Here is a 20,763-nt window from a genome sequence, read left to right on the forward strand (position 1 = left end):
AGCACTCAGCACCGGCTAAACGCCGCGCTTCCGCTAACAGCACTCAGCACTCCTAACGATTAAGACGGCGAAATTCGGCTGGAGTTTGACGCATGGGTTGTTCTGGATTCCAAATTCCTTTACCCATGATTCTTGCCCATTGTTGTGCGCGGTCTAGGCGTTGATTATATTTGAAATTAGGCGATCGCTCTACAAACAAAGCATACCCTTGTTTGATCACTTGTTCGTTTAACAATTGGTTATCTTTCCAAACGTATGCTAAATTGCGCCCAATTTTGTCTTTGGCTTCGACATCAAACTCTAGCATTACGGGTTTTTCTAAGTTACCAAGCATTTTCTCTAACAGTTCCTTAGAATCTTCTCCCCAAGGATACTGGCGCAAGTCTGGCGCATCTACACCAATTAACCGCACTTGAGAAATTAAGGTTGGTTGTTCAGCTATGCCCACAACTTCTAAGGTTTGTCCACTCACTACCCGCGCCACTCTCACCTGTGTTTGGTTATTCACAGTCTGATTTTTGGCTTGACAACCAACTAAGAATAATACACAAGCAAAAATGGCGATTTTGCGCCATAAGTTGCTGAGGGAATAGGGACTGGGGACTGGGGACTGGGTATTGGGCATGGGGCATTTAATTTTGAATTTTGAATTTTGAATTGATTTTACCCCTGCACCCCTGCTTTCTTCGGTCTCTTTCTACTAGTCTTCATCTAAAGGTAAACCAGCTTTAACTCTGCCTTTGGCGAAGTAGCGACCAAATTGGAGTTCATACACTTCATCTTCGTCTTGGGTTTCTACTTCTAAGTCAGAACGAGCATAACTCACGCACAACAAAGCATAGCCTTGCCGCCGCAATTCTAGGGATAATCCTACTGCCTCTGGCTGATAGATTTCTCCTGATACTACTCTGACTGCACAAGTGGTACAAGCTCCATTACGACAGGAAAATGGTAACTCTACCCCTTGATGTTCGGCGGTGTGGAGAATGTAGCGGTCATCGGGGACTTGTAAGGTGTGTTCTTGGCCAGTGGCGCGATCGCGTACTTTAATTGTGTATGTGTCGGGCATCTTTGAATTTGGTTGTGGAACTTTCAGAATCAGGCTAAAAAAATTTCTCTCTTTATCTTTGCATTTTTTAGAGTTTTATATTACGATGGTAAATCGTGACACTCCTGGAGAGATGGCCGAGTGGTTGAAGGCGCAGCACTGGAAATGCTGTTTGGGGGCAACTTCAACGAGGGTTCGAATCCCTCTCTCTCCGTTAATAATTCATGATAGTGACCACCCAGCCTAACTGAAAACAGTAGCTGGGTGGTTTAACTTTTGGTTGCAGCACCTAAAACCCCTACAAGCGTCTGCCGAGTGCTTAGGGACTTCCAGGTAAAAAAATATCCAAACTGTAGGGTGCGTCAGTATGAATAATCTCTTGGTATAGTTAGGTTTTCTCGCACTGACGCACCCTACTAAGCTGTTTATTTGGGATAATTTATTTTTTGGTGTTCCTTTATAGCAATTTTGGGTTTTGGATTTTTGATTAAAAGCCCAGATTCTCAACCTATTCCAGAATCTCAACATAATACTACCTATACCAATTCGTTATTACTGATATTAATTGCACTCGATATAGATAAAAAAATTACCGGAGCATTATGTATTTACATTTACTCCGGTATTTTTATATACAAATTATCTATTTATCAAACAGGATCTACACAAAAACTATTTCTTATGAATGGGTGAATCTGAGGATTACCCACTTCCAACTCAAAAAAATTTAGGCATAGTGGGAATTTTCAGATTGTGGATAGGGAAAGAGTTATCAAAACTATAGATTATCCCTTGGCGTGGGCAAAATTCGTGTGTAGTCAAATCCAGTCATATCCCAACCCAAAATCTGAAATCATATATTGAACAATCCCAGATTAGTCATTATCCCATTGTTCACGACCAATGAGGTCGCCAATGCGATCGCGTAACAAGAAATCACACTTCTCTAACTCACACTCTACACAAACCCATTCTCTAGCGGGAATGTATTGGCAAAGTGTATATATTGGCTGCTGTCTGCTAACCATTCCTTTTTCTACCAGTCGCCGTGCTTCGTCCTGAATTACATCTAGAGAATAGTAATTTATAGAGGACACCGTATTCACACTCATGGTTTTTACTCACAAATTTACACGTAAATAGTGTTCCCACTAGTTACGGGGAACAAACATGACAAGTATTTAGACTTGCACTAGGGATTTTGTAGTTTGCTATACGGAACTGATTCCATTTTGACGCTAGACACCTCCAAATTATGTAAATAAATGTTAAGAATGTCAAATTTTCCTGACATAAAAAACTAGCACTGTAATTGTAAATGGTCTAGAGTTTCAGGGTGAACAGTCAAAAAGTTGCACATTTGATAGGAATATTAGACCTATGTTCATTAATGCAGTATTGGTTAGTAACTCCAAAACCAAAATACGATAGCACAGTAAATGTATAAACTGTTGCTAATGCTATTAAGCTAAGGGCTACCGTACACTACGAAAGTTGGGAACTAGCCATAAGTTAAGGATTTCTTAAAGCAAATTGTATTTTTGTGATCAAGATCCGTATTATTTCCCAACCAGTCGGCGGAGATAAACATCTGTCATAGGGTGAAAAGAGACTCTACTAAGGTAGCAGTAACAAATGAAAGTCATATCTAACTTGAGATGTAGCTAACTAACCTCAAATGTCACAATCTTTACTCCGGTCATGATTGCATGACATGAATTTACGTAAGTACACAATCAAAAAAATATAAAGTTTTGTTTAATTTAGAGATTTTTGCTGTCAGTGAAATTATTCAGCTTCAAAGCCGGGTAACTTTGTTATCAAATCGTAACCTTTTTACCCATAAATGCTTTAGGGGTTCTCACCCCCTTAGTCAATAGTCATTAGTCATTAGAGAACAGGGAACAGGGAACAGGGAATAGAATCTTTCATTTTGAATTTTGAATTTTGAATTTTGAATTGATCCGTCCCTAGTCTCTATTAACACTAAAAAACTTTTCTACACAGCGCACAAATAGCTCTACACCAACTCCCAAGGCTGTTTCATCGAAATCAAAGCGGGGGTGATGATGGGGATAGGCTAAATTTTTTTCTGGATTAGCAGAACCTAAGAAGAAGTAACAACCAGGGACTTCTTGCAGGAAAAATGACATATCTTCACCGCCCATTGTTTGACATTCTGGGACAATACCGATGGGCGTTTCGATAATTTCCTCGGCTACTGATCGCACTAATTCTGCTATCTTTCCATCATTAATTACAGGTGGATAGAGTGACCAATACTCTAACTCATACTTTGCGCCGTAACTTTGGCAAGTACCTGCAACGATTTGCTCGATGCGTTGATGGAAAAAGTCTTGTAAGGCAGGGTTAAAATACCTGACAGTTCCCTTCATGGTGGCTGTGTCAGCAATGACATTATAAGTTGTCCCGGCATGGAGTGCGCCAACTGTCACCACAGCCGCATCAATGGGGTTGACATTGCGGGCTACAATGCTTTGTAAGGCGTTGACAATTTGGGCAGCGACTACCACAGAATCAACTGTTTGCTGGGGTATTGCTCCATGTCCACCTTTACCTAAAATTTTGCAGTCAAATAATTCTACAGCCGCCATCAGCGCGCCACTGCGGACTCCCACAGTCCCTAAAGGCAGATTATTCCACAGGTGTAAACCGATAATCGCGTCAACATTGGGGTTTTTCAGGACTCCCGCCTCAATCATCGGCTTTGCTCCCCCTGGACTTTCTTCGGCTGGCTGGAAGATAATTTTCACAGTCCCGGCAAAATCCTGGCGATGCTGTTGTAAATAATAAGCTGTACCGAGAGCGATCGCTGTATGTCCGTCATGTCCGCAGGCGTGCATCACACCATCATGCTGTGAACAATAGGGTACTTCATTGAGTTCCTGTATTGGCAAAGCATCCATATCTGCGCGAATTGCTAGGACTGGAGATTGGGGACTAGGTGATTTTGTACCTTTGATGGTTGCCACTATACCAGTTTGAGCAATACCCGTTTGATGGTCAATTTCCCATGCTTGCAGTTTACTAGAGATAAATTCGGCTGTGAGCCTTTCTTGGAAACCCAACTCTGGTTTTTGATGCAGTTTTCGCCGCCATTCTACCAATTGTGGTTGTAGTGAGCGAATGGCTAAACGCACACGGGATAAATCAACAGAGGTGGGGTTGGGGAAGCTAGAAACCATGATTTATTTAATCAATTCAAAATTCAAAATTCAAAATTTTTTGTGTAGGGTATTTTATGAGGACTGGGGATTGGAGATTGGGTGGTGCACCTTCTTTGAGTAGACCTCTTGCACTAATAATTGAATACTCCGAATAAATCAATCCACATAAATTCAAGAGTTATCTTTCTGCGTTCTTCTTTGCGAATTTGCGCCTACCCTACAGGTTCCGCGTTAGCGGTATGCGTGAGCTTTTAAATAGTATTGTTAGCAACACCAAAGTATTTATACAAGAAGTCTATTGTTTCACTAGTAAGAAGATGATTCTTTTGTACCTCAAAGCGCACCAAGGGGATTTTCATGATAAACCTAGCTGTTCTAAATCTAGATTCGAGGCAATTTGAGCTAGTTTATCGTAGTCGGTGAAGTTATCTACATAAGGGAGATAACCTAAAACTGGTATATTGGTGAGGGATTGAATTAAATCTTTTGGCGTTAAATCAGCGATTTGAGCCTCAGCATGGGGTTGTGTGCAGTTAAAGACAATTCCTTTGAGGTTGATTTTGGTTTGTCTGGCTAAGGCGACATTCGCAACTGTATGACTAATCGCGCCTAACTTGACTGGTGCGACTAAGACTGTGGGTAAACGCCATTCTCCGGCTAAATCAGCTACGGTTAACTCGTCGGTGACTGGTGAACCTAAACCCCCTAAAGATTCAATTAGCAGTAAATCACACTGCGATCGCAATTTATTTAAAGCTTGCCACACTATCCCTAAATCTACAGGACGATTTTCTTTAGCGGCGGCGATGGGGGGTGCTAGAGGTGCTTGGAAGTATAGCGGCGTAATTTCTTCAGGTGAGTGTGCTAACTTAAACTTATTTTGATACCATTCGCGATCGCCTACTCCCGATTGAATGGGTTTCATAATTCCCAAGCGACTTTGAGGATGATATTTTTGCCAGTAGGCTGCCAAAACGGTCGTCAAAACAGTTTTACCTGCTTCGGTATCAGTGCCGGTAATTAGTAGTTCTTTTAGCAAGCTGGTTTAAATTTAGATAACCTGAGTGAATTCAACAATGAACTTGCGATGTACTCACAAATTATCAACATTCTAATACATTGTAATTGCTCTTCCTTGCGCCCCAGTCGATTTATCTCAAGAATAAGCTGAAAAACTGTACTGCGTTCAAATTTTGAATTAATTCAAGGTGAGTTTGTTGCTTCTGGAATTGGTGTAGATGTGCTGTCTACTGGTGGTGTTTCAAGTTCCTGGCCAGGAGTTGTAGTTGGGGTTGGGGTTGTTTCAGGTGTGGGTACAGGTGTGAATATAGTCGTAGTTGTAGGTGTAGGCGTTGGTGTAGGGGTGGGTGTAGGCGTTGGTGTAGGTGTTGGTTGAATGGGTTTTTCTAAAGACACACTCAATTTATAGTCACTAGATGCCACCCCAGAGTCTAAAGTTAACTGAATAATGTATTTACCAGTGTTAGGTAACACGCCTACATAGTTAGTAACTTGCTGCGCGCTATTGTCAATTGGCTGTTGATTGGGGGCTAAAACCGTTACTAGAACCCCTTCACCTTGGATAATAGCAGCAGTTAACTTATCTCCCGCTTCACCAAATACACTATATTGAATAATCTGACTAGTTTGGAGGGTGCTTTCTGCGATCGCTGTATTGCTACTGTCTAAATTGAGGCGTTTATTAATAATTACAGGTTCTGATGTGGCTGTAGGTGTTGGAGTCTGGGTAGGATTCTCTGTCACCACCGGTGAAGGAAAAGTTTGGGGTGGTAGAGTTTCTTCTGGTTTTGATGAAGATTGAGAGCGAATCGAACTCACTAACGCCCAAGAACCGAAACCCGCTAAAATCACCACAGCACTACCAATTGCCCCCAATGCTATGGGATTATCTAAAATTGAACTACCTTGACTCTGACGAACTACGGGGTCTGGTTTATTGGGTGCAGGTGGTGGTACAGCATCAGGACGACGACCCACCGCAACTGTTTGTACACGGGAAATTTCCGGCAGAGAAACACCCATCCGTGATTGGTCTAAAATTTGTAATGCTTGCATTACCTCCGTCGCTTCCTGATAGCGATCGCCGGGGTTATAATGCAACATCCGATTGATAATCTGGGCAAATAATGGATTGACACTCACCCAACTTTGCCAATTCCATGTCATTTGCTGGTCATTAAATAATGCTGCTGGTTCTTTCCCAGTCAATAACACAATTATCGTCACCGCCAAAGCATATAAATCGCTGCTAGGATAGGCGCGTCCTGTTTGCATCTGTTCACTGGGGGAATAACCCAATTTACCCACAGTCGTCATAGATATATTAATTTCTGGAGATTGCAGACGATTTGCCAGTTCTTTCACCACGCCAAAATCAATCAAAACTGGCTGTTGATCTCCATCTCGCAAAATAATATTGTCTGGCGAAATATCACGATGAATGATTCCCCGTGCATGAATATGCTCTAAAACAGGTAATAAAGAGCGCATCAAATATAATACTTCCGCTTCTGTAAACCTTTGCTCAGTAGCTTGGCGTTCCGTTAAAATTTGCCGATAAGTTTTACCTGCGATGTAGTCTTCCACTAAAAACAAGCGTTGATCCTGCTCAAACCTTTCCCGAAACTTAGGAATTTGAGGATGTTGGATTTGATAGAGAATAGACGCTTCCCTGTGGAAAAGTTCTTGAGCCTTTTCCCAAGCCGCCGTTCCTCCTCCAGAGGGAATCAATTCTTTAATCGCACACAATTCATTAAACCGTCGCTGATCCTCCGCCAAATAAGTTCTACCAAATCCCCCTTGTCCGAGAATTTGAACAATGCGATAACGGTTTTGCAGAACAGTGCCGATGGAAATTGGTGGTTGCATGATTCATTAATGGATTTTGTTGAGTGAGTGGTGAGTGCTGTTAGCGGTAGCGCGGCGTTTAGCCGGTGCTGAGTGGTGAGTGCTGAGTAATGAGTTTTGAGTTTTTGAGTAATGAGTTTTGAGTGGTTCGGAGTTTTAGTAGTTAGTAGTTAATTGTTAGTGCTGAATTGGAAAATAAATTCTACTTTGTCTCCCCAGTCCCCAATCCCCAGTCCCCAATCCCCAAATTTTTCTTCATGTTCTTTTTTCACTTTTACCGTCCAAAACAGCCCTTCCTATGGCAATCTGAGAGACAGACACCGTTCAATCTGCAATTTTAGATTTACCTGATAAGGTTATGCAAACTCTGCCGACTCCCGCAACATCCAATAATACAGCCGAGCAACCTACCTTTGATACGACAATCAAGCGTCGGAAAACTCGCCCAGTCAAGGTAGGGAATGTTACTATCGGCGGCGGCTACCCTGTAGTGGTGCAGTCGATGATTAACGAAGACACTCTTGATATCGATGGTTCTGTAGCGGCTATTCGTCGCTTGCACGAAATTGGCTGTGAAATTGTTCGTGTGACAGTACCAAGTATGGCGCACGCTATGGCGTTGGCAGAAATTAAGCAAAAACTCATCAAAACTTACCAAGATGTACCTATTGTTGCCGATGTGCATCACAATGGGATGAAAATCGCCCTAGAAGTAGCCAAACACATAGAGAAAGTCAGGATCAATCCAGGTTTGTATGTGTTTGAAAAACCTAATTCTAGTCGCACTGAATACACACAGGCAGAATTTGACGAAATTGGGGAGAAAATTCGCAAAACTCTAGAACCTTTAGTAGTTACTCTGCGTGACCAAGGTAAAGCCATGCGAATTGGCGTAAATCATGGTTCTTTGGCGGAAAGAATGCTGTTTACCTATGGTGACACCCCAGAAGGAATGGTGGAATCGGCTTTAGAGTTCATTCGGATCTGTGAATCTCTAGATTTCCGTAACATTGTCATTTCCATGAAGGCCTCACGTGTTCCTGTAATGGTAGCTGCTTATCGTCTCATGGCTAAACGCATGGACGATTTAGGGATGGACTATCCTCTACACTTGGGGGTGACGGAAGCAGGGGATGGAGAATACGGACGGATTAAATCTACAGCTGGTATAGCTACGTTACTAGCAGATGGTATCGGTGATACTATCCGTGTTTCCCTCACCGAAGCACCAGAAAAAGAAATTCCTGTTTGTTATAGCATTCTGCAAGCTTTGGGACTGCGAAAAACAATGGTGGAATATGTAGCTTGTCCTTCTTGTGGCAGAACTTTATTTAACTTAGAAGAAGTTTTACATAAAGTCCGAGAAGCTACTAAACATTTAACTGGGTTAGATATCGCTGTTATGGGTTGTATTGTTAATGGCCCTGGGGAAATGGCGGATGCTGATTACGGTTACGTAGGTAAAACCCCTGGTTACATTTCTTTGTATCGTGGTCGAGAAGAAATTAAAAAAGTTCCCGAAGATCAAGGAGTAGAGGAGTTAATCAACCTCATCAAAGTTGATGGTCGGTGGGTAGATCCATAAAATTTGTGTGAACGGCGATCGCCTAGATCGCCGGATTCTAAAGTATTTTTGATGAAGTTAGGAATACATCTCGGTCTTTACACTTTACCCTGTGTTAGATTGAGCATACCGATGAACAATATTTCCCTCTGACACAGCTGTCATTATGGTGATTACAAAAAGTAGGCTTGTTTTAGGTGCTACGGCAGTAACACTCTCCGCGATCGCAGTTACTACCCTCAGCATGCACGATCCTGGTCAGGCTTTATTTAAAGCAAGTCCTAAAGAATTGATTGATGAAGTTTGGCAAATCGTTCAGCGTCAATACGTAGACGGAACATTTAATCAGGTCGATTGGCTAGCTGTACGGAAGGAGTACCTAAATAAATCCTACAGTAATCAGGAAGAAGCTTACAAGGCCGTCCGGGAAATGCTGAAAAAGCTAGATGATCCCTACACGCGGTTCATGAACCCAGAAGAATTTAAGAATATGCAGGTTGATACCTCTGGGGAGCTTACTGGGATTGGGATCACCATTAGTCAAGACGAAAAAACTAAGAAATTAGTTGTTATTGCTCCTATTGAAGATACCCCAGCATTTAAAGCGGGAATCCTTTCTAAAGATATTATTCTTAAAATAGATGGCAAAAGTACCCAGGGGATGGACACCAACCAAGCAGTATCACTGATTCGTGGTGAACCTGGGACACAAGTAAGTTTATTAATCGAACGTGGCGGTAAACAACAAGAATTTACAATCAAACGTGCCAGGATTGAAATCCATCCAGTACGTTTCTCTCAACAGCAAACTACAATTGGTAAAGTTGGATACATCCGTTTAAATCAATTTAGTGCCAATGCTGCTAAAGAAATGCAGCAAGCTATTAGAAGCTTAGAACAACAAAAAGTCAATGGCTATGTATTAGACTTACGCGGCAATCCTGGCGGTTTGCTATTCTCTAGCGTAGAAATTGCCCGGATGTTTTTAGCTCAAGGCACAATTGTTTCTACCATTGACCGTCAAGGCGAACAAGAACGGGAAGTAGCTAACGGTCGAGCTTTAACAAATAAACCTTTAGTGGTCATAGTTGATAAAGGTTCAGCTAGTGCTAGCGAAATCCTTTCAGGAGCATTGCAAGATAATAAACGTGCTGTTTTAGTAGGGACGCAAACCTTTGGTAAAGGCTTAGTGCAGTCAGTCCGTCCCCTGCGAGATGGTTCAGGCCTCGCCGTCACCATCGCCAAATATCACACCCCCAGTGGTAAGGATATTAATAAGCATGGTATCGACCCCGATGTCAAAGCAGAACTAACAGACGCTCAACGTCAAGAACTGTGGCTACGGGAACGCGATAAAATCGGCACATTAGCTGATCCACAGTTTGCCAAAGCATTGGAAATCCTGGGTAAAGAAATCGCAGGTAAAACCACACCAACAGCCGAAAAAACTCAAAATACTCAGTTATAGGTCTACTGTGGTTGACATTTACCAGCCCTAATTAGTCCCACACGACGAGCGATCGCTTCCTCTGGTGAACTAAAAGGCCCCCACTTTTCGAGAATATTCACACTATCGTCCTCAACTTGCACGCTGGGGACGATTTCGCAATGCTCAGTTTTACGCTTGACAATATACCATTCTTGTGTATCGCTCATAGAATTGAAAGATTGCTAGGATGAGCCTTAAGAACTTTATCATCAAAAACCCATGCCTTCACCGTTTCCAGGGATGAATCCTTACCTTGAAAATCGAGAGCTTTGGCCAGAAGTTCACAGTAGATTAATTATTGCTATAGCAGATGAAATTGCGCCTCAACTCCGACCCAAATACCGAGTAGCGGTAGAAAAGCGCGTATATCAAATGACAGATGAAAACTCTGTTTTAGTGGGAATTCCTGATGTAGTTGTGAGTCGTTCCCTGACTAATCCAGAACCAGAAAAATCTATAATAGCCGTCGCATCTCCACCAACAAAACCTGTTACTGTCAGCGTTCCCATCCCCGAAGAAGTCAGGGAAGCATATTTAGAGGTGCGAGAAGTGGGAACTGGCGAAGTGATCACAGTCATTGAGGTGTTGTCACCCAAAAATAAACGTCCTGGGGAGGGAAGAAAAGCATATGAAACCAAACGTCAGCAAATATTAGGTAGCTCGACTAATCTAGTAGAAATCGACTTGTTACGCAGTGGTGAAACTATGCCTATTTTGGGGGTGCCAATTCCATCCCATTATCGGATTTTAGTCAGTCGCAGCAAATCCCGTCCCCAAGCAGAATTATATCCTTTTGACTTGCGAGAACAGATTCCTAGCTTTGTATTACCCTTACGTCGGGACGACACAGAACCAACAATCAACTTAAAAGTATTAATAGATGGCGTATACGATCGCGCCGGATTTGATTTAGCTATAGATTATACACAAGACCTAGTTCCACCCCTGCCAGAAACGGATGTAGCTTGGGCAAATACATTATTACAACAGCAAGGTTTACGTTAAACTTGCTGCACAGTGCAGTAGGAATTTGGTGAAAGAAAGTTGTACATTGCCTTCAAGAGCAACTAACGACTAACTGTCTGATTATGAACTTTCGCGAAGAGTTTAAACTGCTGCTACGCGCTCGTTACCCGTTAATTTATATTCCCACCTATGAAGAGGAACGGGTAGAAACAGCCATTCGAGAAGAAGCCACAAATCAAGGGAATCGCCCTGTGTATACTTGGGATTTTGTAGATGGCTATCAAGGAAATCCTAATGACGAAGGCTTTGGACGACGTAACCCCCTGCAAGCTTTAGAATTTATCGAAAAATTACCAGCCACAGCCCCAGCAGTCTTGATTTTACGAGACTATCACCGCTTTTTAGAAGATGTGGCGATCGCTCGTAAACTCCGCAACTTAGCCAGACTCCTCAAGTCACAACCGAAAAATATCGTTTTATTATCACCCCGCATTGCCATTCCTGATGACTTAACCGAAGTTTTAACAGTCGTCGAATTTCCTTTACCCGCCGCACCCGAAATTAAAACCGAAGTAGAACGCCTACTGCAAGCCACTGGTAATAATTTATCTGGCAGAGTTTTAGATGATTTAGTGCGTTCTTGCCAAGGGCTATCTATGGAAAGGATACGCCGAGTTTTAGCCAGAGCGATCGCCACCCACGGAGAATTACAGCCAGAAGACGTGGATTTAGTTTTGGAAGAAAAACGCCAAACCATCCGCCAAACCCAAATTCTCGACTTTTACCCCGCCACAGAGCAAATATCTGATATCGGCGGACTAGATAACCTTAAAGATTGGTTATTACGTCGGGGTGGTTCATTTACCGAAAAGGCGCGTCAGTATGGTTTACCCCATCCCAGAGGTTTATTGTTAGTGGGGATTCAAGGAACTGGGAAATCATTAACAGCCAAAGCGATCGCTCATCATTGGCATTTACCACTGTTACGCTTAGACGTAGGACGCTTATTTGCTGGTTTAGTGGGTGAATCAGAATCCCGCACCCGCCAAATGATTCAAGTAGCAGAAGCCCTCGCACCCTGCGTTTTGTGGATTGATGAAATAGATAAAGCCTTTTCTGGACTCGGTAGTAAAGGTGATGCGGGAACAACTAGCCGTGTATTTGGTACATTTATCACTTGGCTAGCCGAAAAAAAATCACCTGTATTCGTAGTTGCTACCGCCAACGATATCCAAGCCTTACCACCAGAAATGCTCCGCAAAGGTAGATTTGATGAAATTTTCTTTGTTGGTTTACCCACCCAAGACGAAAGAAAAGCTATTTTTAACGTCCATTTATCCCGACTGCGCCCCCACAGTCTGAAAAATTATGACATTAACCGACTAGCATATGAAACACCAGATTTTTCGGGAGCAGAAATTGAGCAAACTTTAGTAGAAGCCATGCACATTGGATTCAGTCAAAACCGAGACTTTACCACCGATGACATTTTAGAAGCTGCTAGTCAAATTATCCCTTTAGCTCGTACAGCTGTAGAACAAATTCAAAAACTCCAAGAATGGGCAGCAGCAGGGAGAGCGCGTTTAGCTTCAAAGCATAGTCCCTTAAGCGATACCTTTGGTAAACTGCGGGCTGGGGATTAGGGATTGGGGGCTGGGGACTGGGGACTGGGAATTTTTCGTATTTCCCAAGAGTTGGTAAATTCACAGTTAATAGTCCATAATTCACACTAAACCATGAATTAATATGGACTATTGACTAAAGTAGGGGAGATAAAGGGGACAAGGTAGACAAGGGGGACAAGGTAGACAAGGTGCTAATGACTAATGACTATTGACTATTGACTATTGACTATTGACTAATGACTAAGGATTTAACTATGATTTCTGGTTTATTAAAGTTTATATTGGGATTTTTGTTAGCGATCGCTGTTTTAGTTGGTAGTGGTGTAGCTGTCGCCCTCTATTTCATGAATCGGACTTCTATACCTCCAGCTAGGCCAATTTATGCAAATGATAGCCCTACTGTTGCGACTCCAACGCCTAAAAAAACGAATGCAAAAACTACACCTACATCAGCAATCTCTCCTACTCCTACCCCTTCCCCAACGCCCACTTCCACAGAAACACCTGAAGCATTACCACCAGGAGCTTATAAAGGGCGTATTACTTGGGAAGAAGGGGTGAGTTTGCGTGTAGCAGCGCAACAAGATGCTGAACGAGTAGGCAGTGTGGCGTTTAATGAGCAAGTGATTGTTTTAGAAGCAAATCAAGATAAAAGCTGGGTAAAAATTCGTACTGAAGGCAGTAAACAAGAAGGCTGGCTCAAAATCGGTAATATCGAAAAAGTGGAACAGTAAATTAGACAGCGATCGTAAAACTATTCCCACCGTTAGAAAAAAGACTCTCTATCTCAAATGGGTATCATTGAATTCTTCTCCCCCTGCTCCCGTTCGGCTGACGCTCACGGCGGAAGCCTGCCCCCTGCCTATTTTACCCCGCTTCTTGTGTAACCTGTTTCTCGTAAGAATTTGCGTAGTTCAGTAAAGTATTGATTTCTATCGCTTTTTTTGTAAGCTTGCTGGACACGTCGCCAGCCATCCTGACCTTGACCGAGTAAATATTTATCAGCTAGGTACGCAGCTAAAAACCCTTTACCCTCGTCTTCGCCTTGTTGTCGAATTTCCGTATAGGTTTTCCAGACTTCTGCGGCGTGACTGGCGACTTCTTTGGGATAGCGGCGGGTAACATCAATCATTTTGCCTTGACGATATTGCCAAATTTGGATGGGATAGCCAGAAGCCGCGTAAGATGTAAAAGCATAAGCAAAGCGATCGTCTCGACTGATAAATTCTGGTTTACCATCCTTATCTAAATCTTTGAGTTGATAACCACCATTACCCCAGTCGTGTCTAATTTTTTGATACTGCTGAGATTTGCTGTTATAGCGATAAATTAAAGAATAGGTGCAACAATGCGCCCCACCTGTAAAGAAATCAGCCATGACTTCCGGCTCTTTGTTGCCATCTAAATCTAACACCGGTAATTTATCAGTAAATAAACCCCCAATTGGTCTATCGTATTCACTTTCCTGGGGCAAATTTTGATTTAAAACTGTTTTACCTGCACGCTTAATTTGTAGACGGACATTCTTATACTGAAATTCTTCGGGTTTTTCAAAAGAGATTTCGGCTCGGACATTACCTGATTCTCCAGTAATTGTATCCGCTTGCGCCGGTTGATTGATCGCTGTCAATCCTCCCAATAAAGTTAAACTGACTAAAAATTTACTAATAGATTGATGAATAGTATTCATGTTTGAATCAGGGTATGGGGTCTAGGGGTATAGGGGGAAAACAGATAGAATTGAGACTTAGAACTACACCCCTGGTTTTTAACACATCATCAAAATCATCAATATCGGAAAATTGCCGCTACGGGCTGATTTTTAAGTATTTCTGCTGTGTCTAATGTGTAAACTTGACCACCATTTAAAAAGGTGTGGACAGCTGCAAAATCTAACATATCCACGTCATCTGGCTGTGGTTCGGGATGTAAATCTACAGTCATGTTATCGGGGTCAAATTTACCCCAAATCTGCTGTCTGAGAGAAACGAACAGGGTATCAACTTTTTGGTAATAGGCGGCTGGGACGATTTCTTTGATATCAGCAGAAGTTTGATGCTGATTTTCTCCGGCTAGTTGTTGATAAAGTGCGTAGGCGAAGCCCGTCGTAGACATCGCCTGCTGTTGTTGTCGTTCTACCATTGGTGCCACAATTGACCAAGCTTGGTGGTGTAATTCTTTAAGGTCTGTCAGTTCTTGATTTCCTGTGATTCCTTCTGATAGCAAATGAGAATAGGTGTTTGCTTCTCGGTAAATTGGGTGCAGATATTCCACCCCCGCTAAAATTAACGGTGCTTGTTCGTCCCGCAATTTTTCCTGTAATGCCTGATCAATGGCGTAGCAAAATTGTAGAATATTCGCTTGATGCCTATCATGCTCAGGGTTTCCCTGTCCATGAACCTCCCCTGGATGTTGGAAAGGGTTGGCAGTTCCGCCTCTAGTTGTAGCAATGCGGTGCTGGACACCTTTTTCTGAGTTATCCTGTATCAACAACACTGATTCTAAATTGGGCGGCATATTTTCTACTGTCACTTCTTCAATATCATAGTGATTGCCCTCAAAGAAGCGAACGTTTTGTTGAGCAAGCGTCAGGAGGTAAAATTTGCGATCGCTATTAATTAAATGCAGCAATGGCTTCAAATGAAATTGCTTCCCCACCACTACTAACTCTGGTACTGGCATCGGTAAACAGTAATACCGAAATATTCCAGGGGAAATAAACACCGCTAACCCCTGTTCCTGATGTTCCCAAAAATCATTTCGATCCAGTTCCATTGCTGGTTGTAGTAAGTTTAGGGTTTCTGTATGGCGCATTGCGATCGCATCTAAGCGTTTTTCCGTCTCTCGTATGGCATTTTTAAAGCGAATTGGATTTTCTCGAATTTCCGCCCCTGATTTTTGCATGGGAATATACAAAGAAATACAAGGTGCTTGCACAGTCTCAATAAGATTCTTTAACTCATCAATATACAGTAATGTCATAGGATGAACTTCCTAGCTCAATGAAATAAATCTGGATTGTGTAGTTTTATTTCAAGAGTTGATTGAGTAAAAATCATCTTTCTTTTGATAAGATTTTCCTCTATATCCACCTTTCTCTAGAAAGATAAGTATTTTATGTCTCTAATTTAATTTGTCACTATTATTAAGTTAAAATTCCTCAACTGTTCAATAAAACAGATAACTATACTCTCACTGAAATTTTCTCAAGCCTATAGAAATTGGCTTTTTTCCTCCTGAATCTGTAATTTTGGATTTGCAATTTTAAATTTGAGCTTTTTCAATCCAAAATCCGTCTTGAAAAGTTTCCTACGGCGGGAAACCCGCCTACAGAACTTTTGTCTTCGACACGCTACGCGAACGCAAAATCCAAAATCTAAAATCTAAAATACTTTTATTTATGGATGCCTCCGAGCTATTAGAAACAATTACACTCCTAATTGAGCAAGCCGAACAAGGGGAAATAGATCCTTGGGATGTCCAAGTCATTGATGTGATTGACCGTTATTTAGAACTAATGACACCCAAAACAACAGCCAGAGGCTACGAAGCTGACTTATCCCAATCTGGACAGGCTTTTCTTTCTGCATCAATGTTAGTTCTATTTAAAGCTAATACTTTAATGCAATTATCAACAGCCACAGATGAACTAGAAGAAGTCATAGATGATGCTTTATTAGATGGCGAACTAGGACTATTACAACAAGGTCATCGTTTACAATTAGAGCGACATTTGCGCCGTCGTCCGGCAGCAATGCCTCCTCCTAAACGCCGTGTGACATTGCAAGAGTTAATCACACAATTGCAAATCATGGCGAACCAGCTCAAACTGGTACAAAAAGTTGACAAACCAGTGCGTCTCAAAAGACAACCCAGTGTCAAAAGTATGCGAGAAGCACTGGAGTTAGCGCACCAAGAAAACTTAACTGAAGTAGCTGGTGAACTAGAACAAGTTTTACATTCTGCCGCACAAGAATTACTCTTAGAGCAAAATTACCTAAATTTACAACAACTCGTACAATTGTGGACACAGACAAAGCCGCCAACTGCAAACTCTGCTCACCATGAATCAGAAAATACCCACGTAGTCAGTGTTTTCTGGGCGTTGCTACTGCTGTCAGCGCAATCTAAAGTAGAGCTATTGCAGGAGGAATTCTACGAAGATATTAAGATCCGCCTAATTACGAATGTAAATCACACCAATTCAGGATTACCACAACCGATGAGCTGAAAGAATTCCCAGTCAAAGCAAGATAGAATATTCGGTGACTTGACCACACCAAAGTGTTTGTAGTGGGGTCACAGCAAAAATCCGATGAAATTTAATCTAGCTAATCTAGCTATCCATCAGTTGCGATAATCGGTCAATTCCTGTTATCCCTGTTGTGAGGGGCTACCTAAAGAATAAATAAAAACTGATGATTAAGTATCATTCAATGAAACTAAACTGGCTTGTGGTTGAGGAATAAATATTATGAAAGCGATGATTCTCGCAGCAGGTAAAGGTACTCGTGTTCGTCCGATTACCTACACGACTCCCAAACCGATGATTCCCATCCTGCAAAAGCCAGTCATGGAATTTTTGGTGGAACTTCTGCGTCAACATGGTTTTGACCAAATTATGGTCAATGTTAGCCATTTAGCGGAAGAAATTGAAAACTATTTCCGTGATGGTCAAAGATTTGGGGTACAAATTGCTTATTCCTTTGAAGGAAAAATTGATGACGAAGGTAAACTTATCGGGGAAGCGATTGGATCAGCTGGTGGAATGAGGCGTATTCAAGACTTCTCACCGTTTTTTGATGACACCTTTGTAGTTTTATGCGGTGACGCGTTGATTGACTTAGATTTGACAGCCGCCGTCAAGTGGCATAAATCCAAAGGTTCAATTGCTACCATCATTTCCAAATCCGTTCCCTTGGAAGAAGTCTCTAGTTACGGTGTAGTGGTAACTGATGCAGATAATCGCGTCAAAGCCTTCCAAGAAAAACCTTCAGTAGAAGAAGCACTCAGCACCAACATCAATACGGGTATTTACATTTTTGAACCAGAAGTATTTAAATACATCCCCTCTGGTGTGGAATATGACATTGGTAGTCAATTATTTCCCAAATTGGTAGAAATTGGTGCGCCTTTCTACGCCATTCCTATGGATTTTGAATGGGTAGATATCGGTAAAGTTCCAGACTACTGGCGGGCGATTCGCGGTGTGTTGTTGGGTGAAATTAAAAACGTCCAAATTCCTGGTCACAAAGTTGCACCAGGTATCTACACTGGTTTAAATGTGGCTATCAATTGGGACAAGGTAGATATTACAGGGCCAGTTTACATCGGTGGGATGACCAGAATTGAAGACGGGGCGAAAATCGTAGGCCCGGCGATGATTGGCCCTAACTGCTGGATTTGTAGTGGTGCGACTGTTGATAACAGCGTCATTTTTGAATGGTCACGTTTAGGTGCGGGAGTCAGATTAGTCGATAAGCTAGTGTTTGGGCGTTACTGCGTCGATAAAACAGGTGCAGCCATTGATGTACAAGCTGCGGCTTTAGACTGGTTGATTACGGATGCACGTCAGACTCCACCAGAAACCACACCCTTGGAAAGACAAGCCATTGAGGAGTTGTTGGGGACGAATGTGATTTAGCCAATAGTCATTAGTCAATAGTCAATAGTCAATAGTTAGTAGGGGCGGGTTCTGTGAGAGATTCACGTTGTCAAACAGAGATTTTGGTTAAACCCGCCCGTACATTAGTCATTAGTGAAAACTGTGTATATAAGTTGATCACTTTGAACTATTGACTTTGGACTATTGACTCTGGACTTTTAACTATTGAGATATGTGTATCTTCTGAGACTTTGCTCGTAGGTTTGCAGGAGTCTTTGGGATTCAGCTAGAGTGATGCGCTTTTCTTCTAAGGCTTTTTCACAACGCTGACGAATGTTTTCTACCATGTCTTCGGAGTCGTACTGTACGTAACTGACTACTTCGCTCATGGTATCGCCTTTGACCACGTGTTCAATTTGGTAGCCTTTGGGTGTTAGTTGAATATGCACTGCGTTGGTGTCGCCAAAAAGGTTGTGTAAGTTACCCATAATTTCTTGGTAAGCACCGTTGAGGAACATTCCCAAATAATAGGGTTCTCCTGGTTGGAAGGGATGCAACTCTAACACGGATTTGACATCACGCAGATCGATAAAGCGGTCAATTTTGCCGTCACTATCACAGGTGAGGTCTGCTAAAATTCCTCGCTGGGTCGGTTCTTCACCAAGGCGATGGATGGGCATAATGGGGAAGAGCTGATCGATCGCCCAGCAATCTGGTGCTGATTGAAACACTGATAGATTAATGTAGTAAATGGAAGCCATAATTTTTTCTAGGTCTTCCAGTTCATCTGGTACGTAATCATGCTGGCGAATGATGTTCAATATTTTGCGACAGCAAGCCCAGTATAAGCGTTCAGCTTTGGCGCGTTCCCGCAGTCGTAAAATTCCTAAGTTAAAGCGGCTGATGGCTTCTTCTTTGAATTGGGTTGCGTCGTGGTAGAACTCTTGATAGTTCTCTTTGTTGATCGATTGATAGGTTTCCCAGAGGTAATTGATCACCGGTGATTCGCCTTCCTGTGGCGGTTCTGGCAAATCTAAGGGGACTTCACTGGTACTGAGAATATCAAAAATCAACACTGATTGGTGAGAAGCGATCGCCCTTCCACTTTCACTAATTAAGGTCGGTACGGGTATTTGCTTTTCCGCACAGGTATCTTTTAACTCTGCCACGATATCGTTAGCATAGTTTTGCATATTGTAGTTTTTCGAGGCGTAGAAGTTGGTCTGAGAACCGTCGTAGTCTACACCCAAGCCACCACCGACATCGAGATATTTCATATCTGCACCCTGAGAAGCTAATTCTACGTAAATCCGGCTAGCTTCTTGGATGGCATCTTTAATCACATTAATGGCGGAAATTTGCGAACCGATATGGAAGTGCATCAACTGCAAAGAACCTAACAAATCGGCTTCGCGCAATTTGTCAACGGCTTGGATAATTTCGGGAATTGTCAGCCCAAACTTGGCGCGATCACCTGTGGATGTTCCCCAGCGTCCCATGCCTTGGGTACTTAATTTTGCCCGTACACCCAAAATCGGTTTAATTCCCAGTTGATGACTAGCCGCAATCACCAAATCGACTTCTTCGACTTGTTCTAGCACGATGATGGGGGTTTGCCCTAGTCTTTGGGCTAACATCGCTGTTTCGATGTATTCTCGGTCTTTGTAGCCGTTGCAAATCAGTAATGCGCCTGGGGTATCCAATATCGCTAAGGCAATCATTAATTCTGGTTTAGAACCGGCTTCTAGACCAAACTGATGGGGTTTGCCGAATCTGACCAAATCTTCAATCAAATGCCGTTGCTGGTTACATTTGACAGGGAAGACTCCACGATATACCCCAGGGTAATTGTATCGGGCGATCGCTTTGGCAAAACAAGCATTCAACCGTTCAATTCTGTCTTCCAAAATATCGGAAAAGCGAATTAATAGGGGTAGTCCTAAATTACGCTGCTTTAAAGCGTTCACTAATTCAAATAAATCTAGAGAACCACCGCGATCGCCTTTGGGAGAAACAGTCACATGACCAGCCGCATTAATTGAGAAATAAGGTTGTCCCCAACCTTCAATGCGGTACAAGGCTTCGCTATCCTCAATCTTCCAAGCACGAGAAACATCCCCTGTACTTGGTGGTAATAGCTTCTTGTGTTTATGACCTTTTCCTTCTAGTTTATTGCCGTTAGATGGCACTTTCACCACTTCATCCGATGTAGCAGTTGACTCAACACCCATGTCTAACCTCTGTGTTTCACCCACGAATAAACAATTTAACGCATTCACTTAGCAACGTATATGCACTCTTGAGATAAACTCTGATTGGTTGATAGTCAATAGTCAATAGGCCGCAGTCAATGGTCAATAGTGAAAACTGTGAGACTTTAAACTGTAGACTTTTGACTTTTGACTCTTGA

Annotated in this window: 17 protein-coding genes and 1 tRNA gene; 8 read left to right on the plus strand and 10 right to left on the minus strand. The window is 42.4% G+C overall.

Annotation, left to right across the window (positions count from 1 at the left end):
• Positions 1-52: 52 nt before the first annotated feature.
• Entirely contained in the window at positions 53-625 is a 573-nt protein-coding gene (locus ACQFX9_RS00240) for a thermonuclease family protein (RefSeq protein ID WP_427160185.1), read from the minus strand.
• A gap of 75 nt (positions 626-700) precedes the next feature.
• Positions 701-1,069 carry a 2Fe-2S iron-sulfur cluster-binding protein gene (locus tag ACQFX9_RS00245; RefSeq protein WP_236144473.1) on the minus strand — a complete coding sequence of 123 codons (369 nt, stop codon included), beginning with the start codon at positions 1,067-1,069 and terminating at the stop codon, positions 701-703.
• A gap of 106 nt (positions 1,070-1,175) precedes the next feature.
• Here ACQFX9_RS00245 and ACQFX9_RS00250 point away from each other — a divergent pair.
• Positions 1,176-1,262 (plus strand) — tRNA-Ser (locus tag ACQFX9_RS00250).
• A gap of 661 nt (positions 1,263-1,923) precedes the next feature.
• Here ACQFX9_RS00250 and ACQFX9_RS00255 read toward each other — a convergent pair.
• The 4 genes from ACQFX9_RS00255 to ACQFX9_RS00270 all read right to left on the minus strand — a co-directional run bounded on the left by ACQFX9_RS00255 (position 1,924) and on the right by ACQFX9_RS00270 (position 7,125).
• The gene (locus ACQFX9_RS00255) at positions 1,924-2,160 is read right to left on the minus strand and encodes a DUF4327 family protein (protein WP_067771501.1); all 237 of its coding nucleotides are present in this window, start codon (positions 2,158-2,160) and stop codon (positions 1,924-1,926) included.
• A gap of 858 nt (positions 2,161-3,018) precedes the next feature.
• Positions 3,019-4,254, minus strand: coding sequence for a M20 family metallopeptidase (locus tag ACQFX9_RS00260; RefSeq protein ID WP_427160186.1), 1,236 nt, complete (start codon positions 4,252-4,254; stop codon positions 3,019-3,021).
• Between the two features lie 337 nt (positions 4,255-4,591).
• Positions 4,592-5,275: a dethiobiotin synthase gene (bioD, locus tag ACQFX9_RS00265; RefSeq protein ID WP_427160187.1), complete on the minus strand. Its 684-nt coding sequence runs from the start codon at positions 5,273-5,275 to the stop codon at positions 4,592-4,594.
• A gap of 164 nt (positions 5,276-5,439) precedes the next feature.
• On the minus strand, positions 5,440-7,125 hold the full coding sequence (locus ACQFX9_RS00270) for a protein kinase domain-containing protein (protein ID WP_427160188.1): 1,686 nt from the start codon (positions 7,123-7,125) through the stop codon (positions 5,440-5,442).
• A 337-nt stretch (positions 7,126-7,462) separates the two neighbouring features.
• Between ACQFX9_RS00270 and ispG the strand changes: the two genes are divergently transcribed.
• Entirely contained in the window at positions 7,463-8,689 is a 1,227-nt protein-coding gene (gene ispG, locus ACQFX9_RS00275; protein WP_427160189.1) for a (E)-4-hydroxy-3-methylbut-2-enyl-diphosphate synthase, read from the plus strand.
• 145 nt (positions 8,690-8,834) lie between these two features.
• Positions 8,835-10,136 (plus strand): carboxyl-terminal processing protease CtpC, encoded by a 1,302-nt coding sequence (gene ctpC, locus ACQFX9_RS00280; RefSeq protein ID WP_427160190.1) that lies wholly within the window; start codon positions 8,835-8,837, stop codon positions 10,134-10,136.
• A gap of 2 nt (positions 10,137-10,138) precedes the next feature.
• Here ctpC and ACQFX9_RS00285 read toward each other — a convergent pair whose 3' ends face one another.
• Positions 10,139-10,324 (minus strand): DDE transposase family protein, encoded by a 186-nt coding sequence (locus tag ACQFX9_RS00285; RefSeq protein ID WP_427160191.1) that lies wholly within the window; start codon positions 10,322-10,324, stop codon positions 10,139-10,141.
• Positions 10,325-10,376: 52 nt separating this feature from the next.
• On the opposite strand from ACQFX9_RS00285, the gene ACQFX9_RS00290 reads away from it, so the two are divergent.
• The 3 genes from ACQFX9_RS00290 (at position 10,377) to ACQFX9_RS00300 (ending at position 13,482) form a co-directional block, all read left to right on the plus strand.
• Complete coding sequence (locus tag ACQFX9_RS00290; protein WP_427160192.1) at positions 10,377-11,162, plus strand: DUF4058 family protein; 786 nt, start codon at positions 10,377-10,379, stop codon at positions 11,160-11,162.
• Positions 11,163-11,245: 83 nt separating this feature from the next.
• A complete protein-coding gene (locus ACQFX9_RS00295) occupies positions 11,246-12,766 on the plus strand; it encodes an AAA family ATPase (RefSeq protein ID WP_427160193.1) in 1,521 nt (506 codons plus the stop codon).
• A 236-nt stretch (positions 12,767-13,002) separates the two neighbouring features.
• Positions 13,003-13,482 (plus strand): SH3 domain-containing protein, encoded by a 480-nt coding sequence (locus ACQFX9_RS00300; protein WP_427163039.1) that lies wholly within the window; start codon positions 13,003-13,005, stop codon positions 13,480-13,482.
• 128 nt (positions 13,483-13,610) lie between these two features.
• On the opposite strand, the gene ACQFX9_RS00305 is transcribed toward ACQFX9_RS00300, so the two are convergent.
• Complete coding sequence (locus ACQFX9_RS00305) at positions 13,611-14,438, minus strand: hypothetical protein (RefSeq protein WP_427160194.1); 828 nt, start codon at positions 14,436-14,438, stop codon at positions 13,611-13,613.
• Between the two features lie 98 nt (positions 14,439-14,536).
• Complete coding sequence (locus tag ACQFX9_RS00310) at positions 14,537-15,730, minus strand: hypothetical protein (RefSeq protein WP_427160195.1); 1,194 nt, start codon at positions 15,728-15,730, stop codon at positions 14,537-14,539.
• 418 nt (positions 15,731-16,148) lie between these two features.
• Here ACQFX9_RS00310 and ACQFX9_RS00315 point away from each other — a divergent pair, with 418 nt between their 5' ends.
• Both ACQFX9_RS00315 and ACQFX9_RS00320 read left to right on the plus strand, forming a co-directional pair.
• Positions 16,149-16,979 carry a segregation/condensation protein A gene (locus tag ACQFX9_RS00315; protein ID WP_427160196.1) on the plus strand — a complete coding sequence of 277 codons (831 nt, stop codon included), beginning with the start codon at positions 16,149-16,151 and terminating at the stop codon, positions 16,977-16,979.
• Between the two features lie 243 nt (positions 16,980-17,222).
• Positions 17,223-18,392: a sugar phosphate nucleotidyltransferase gene (locus tag ACQFX9_RS00320; RefSeq protein ID WP_427160197.1), complete on the plus strand. Its 1,170-nt coding sequence runs from the start codon at positions 17,223-17,225 to the stop codon at positions 18,390-18,392.
• Between the two features lie 179 nt (positions 18,393-18,571).
• On the opposite strand, the gene speA is transcribed toward ACQFX9_RS00320, so the two are convergent.
• On the minus strand, positions 18,572-20,584 hold the full coding sequence (gene speA, locus ACQFX9_RS00325; RefSeq protein ID WP_427160198.1) for a biosynthetic arginine decarboxylase: 2,013 nt from the start codon (positions 20,582-20,584) through the stop codon (positions 18,572-18,574).
• Between the last annotated feature and the right edge of the window lie 179 nt (positions 20,585-20,763).

The sequence above is a fragment of the Aliinostoc sp. HNIBRCY26 genome (genome assembly GCF_050235535.1).
Lineage (GTDB): Bacteria > Cyanobacteriota > Cyanobacteriia > Cyanobacteriales > Nostocaceae > Trichormus.

Bases quoted from the DNA above. Each gene is read 5' to 3' on its own strand.
- ACQFX9_RS00240 (WP_427160185.1), bottom strand. From the start codon at position 625: ATGCCCAATACCCAGTCCCCAGTCCCCAGTCCCTATTCCCTCAGCAAC.
- ACQFX9_RS00245 (WP_236144473.1), bottom strand. From the start codon at position 1,069: ATGCCCGACACATACACAATTAAAGTACGCGATCGCGCCACTGGCCAA.
- ACQFX9_RS00255 (WP_067771501.1), bottom strand. From the start codon at position 2,160: ATGAGTGTGAATACGGTGTCCTCTATAAATTACTATTCTCTAGATGTA.
- ACQFX9_RS00260 (WP_427160186.1), bottom strand. From the start codon at position 4,254: ATGGTTTCTAGCTTCCCCAACCCCACCTCTGTTGATTTATCCCGTGTG.
- ACQFX9_RS00270 (WP_427160188.1), bottom strand. From the start codon at position 7,125: ATGCAACCACCAATTTCCATCGGCACTGTTCTGCAAAACCGTTATCGC.
- ispG (WP_427160189.1), top strand. From the start codon at position 7,463: ATGCAAACTCTGCCGACTCCCGCAACATCCAATAATACAGCCGAGCAA.
- ctpC (WP_427160190.1), top strand. From the start codon at position 8,835: ATGGTGATTACAAAAAGTAGGCTTGTTTTAGGTGCTACGGCAGTAACA.
- ACQFX9_RS00285 (WP_427160191.1), bottom strand. From the start codon at position 10,324: ATGAGCGATACACAAGAATGGTATATTGTCAAGCGTAAAACTGAGCAT.
- ACQFX9_RS00290 (WP_427160192.1), top strand. From the start codon at position 10,377: ATGCCTTCACCGTTTCCAGGGATGAATCCTTACCTTGAAAATCGAGAG.
- ACQFX9_RS00295 (WP_427160193.1), top strand. From the start codon at position 11,246: ATGAACTTTCGCGAAGAGTTTAAACTGCTGCTACGCGCTCGTTACCCG.
- ACQFX9_RS00300 (WP_427163039.1), top strand. From the start codon at position 13,003: ATGATTTCTGGTTTATTAAAGTTTATATTGGGATTTTTGTTAGCGATC.
- ACQFX9_RS00305 (WP_427160194.1), bottom strand. From the start codon at position 14,438: ATGAATACTATTCATCAATCTATTAGTAAATTTTTAGTCAGTTTAACT.
- ACQFX9_RS00310 (WP_427160195.1), bottom strand. From the start codon at position 15,730: ATGACATTACTGTATATTGATGAGTTAAAGAATCTTATTGAGACTGTG.
- ACQFX9_RS00315 (WP_427160196.1), top strand. From the start codon at position 16,149: ATGGATGCCTCCGAGCTATTAGAAACAATTACACTCCTAATTGAGCAA.
- ACQFX9_RS00320 (WP_427160197.1), top strand. From the start codon at position 17,223: ATGAAAGCGATGATTCTCGCAGCAGGTAAAGGTACTCGTGTTCGTCCG.
- speA (WP_427160198.1), bottom strand. From the start codon at position 20,584: ATGGGTGTTGAGTCAACTGCTACATCGGATGAAGTGGTGAAAGTGCCA.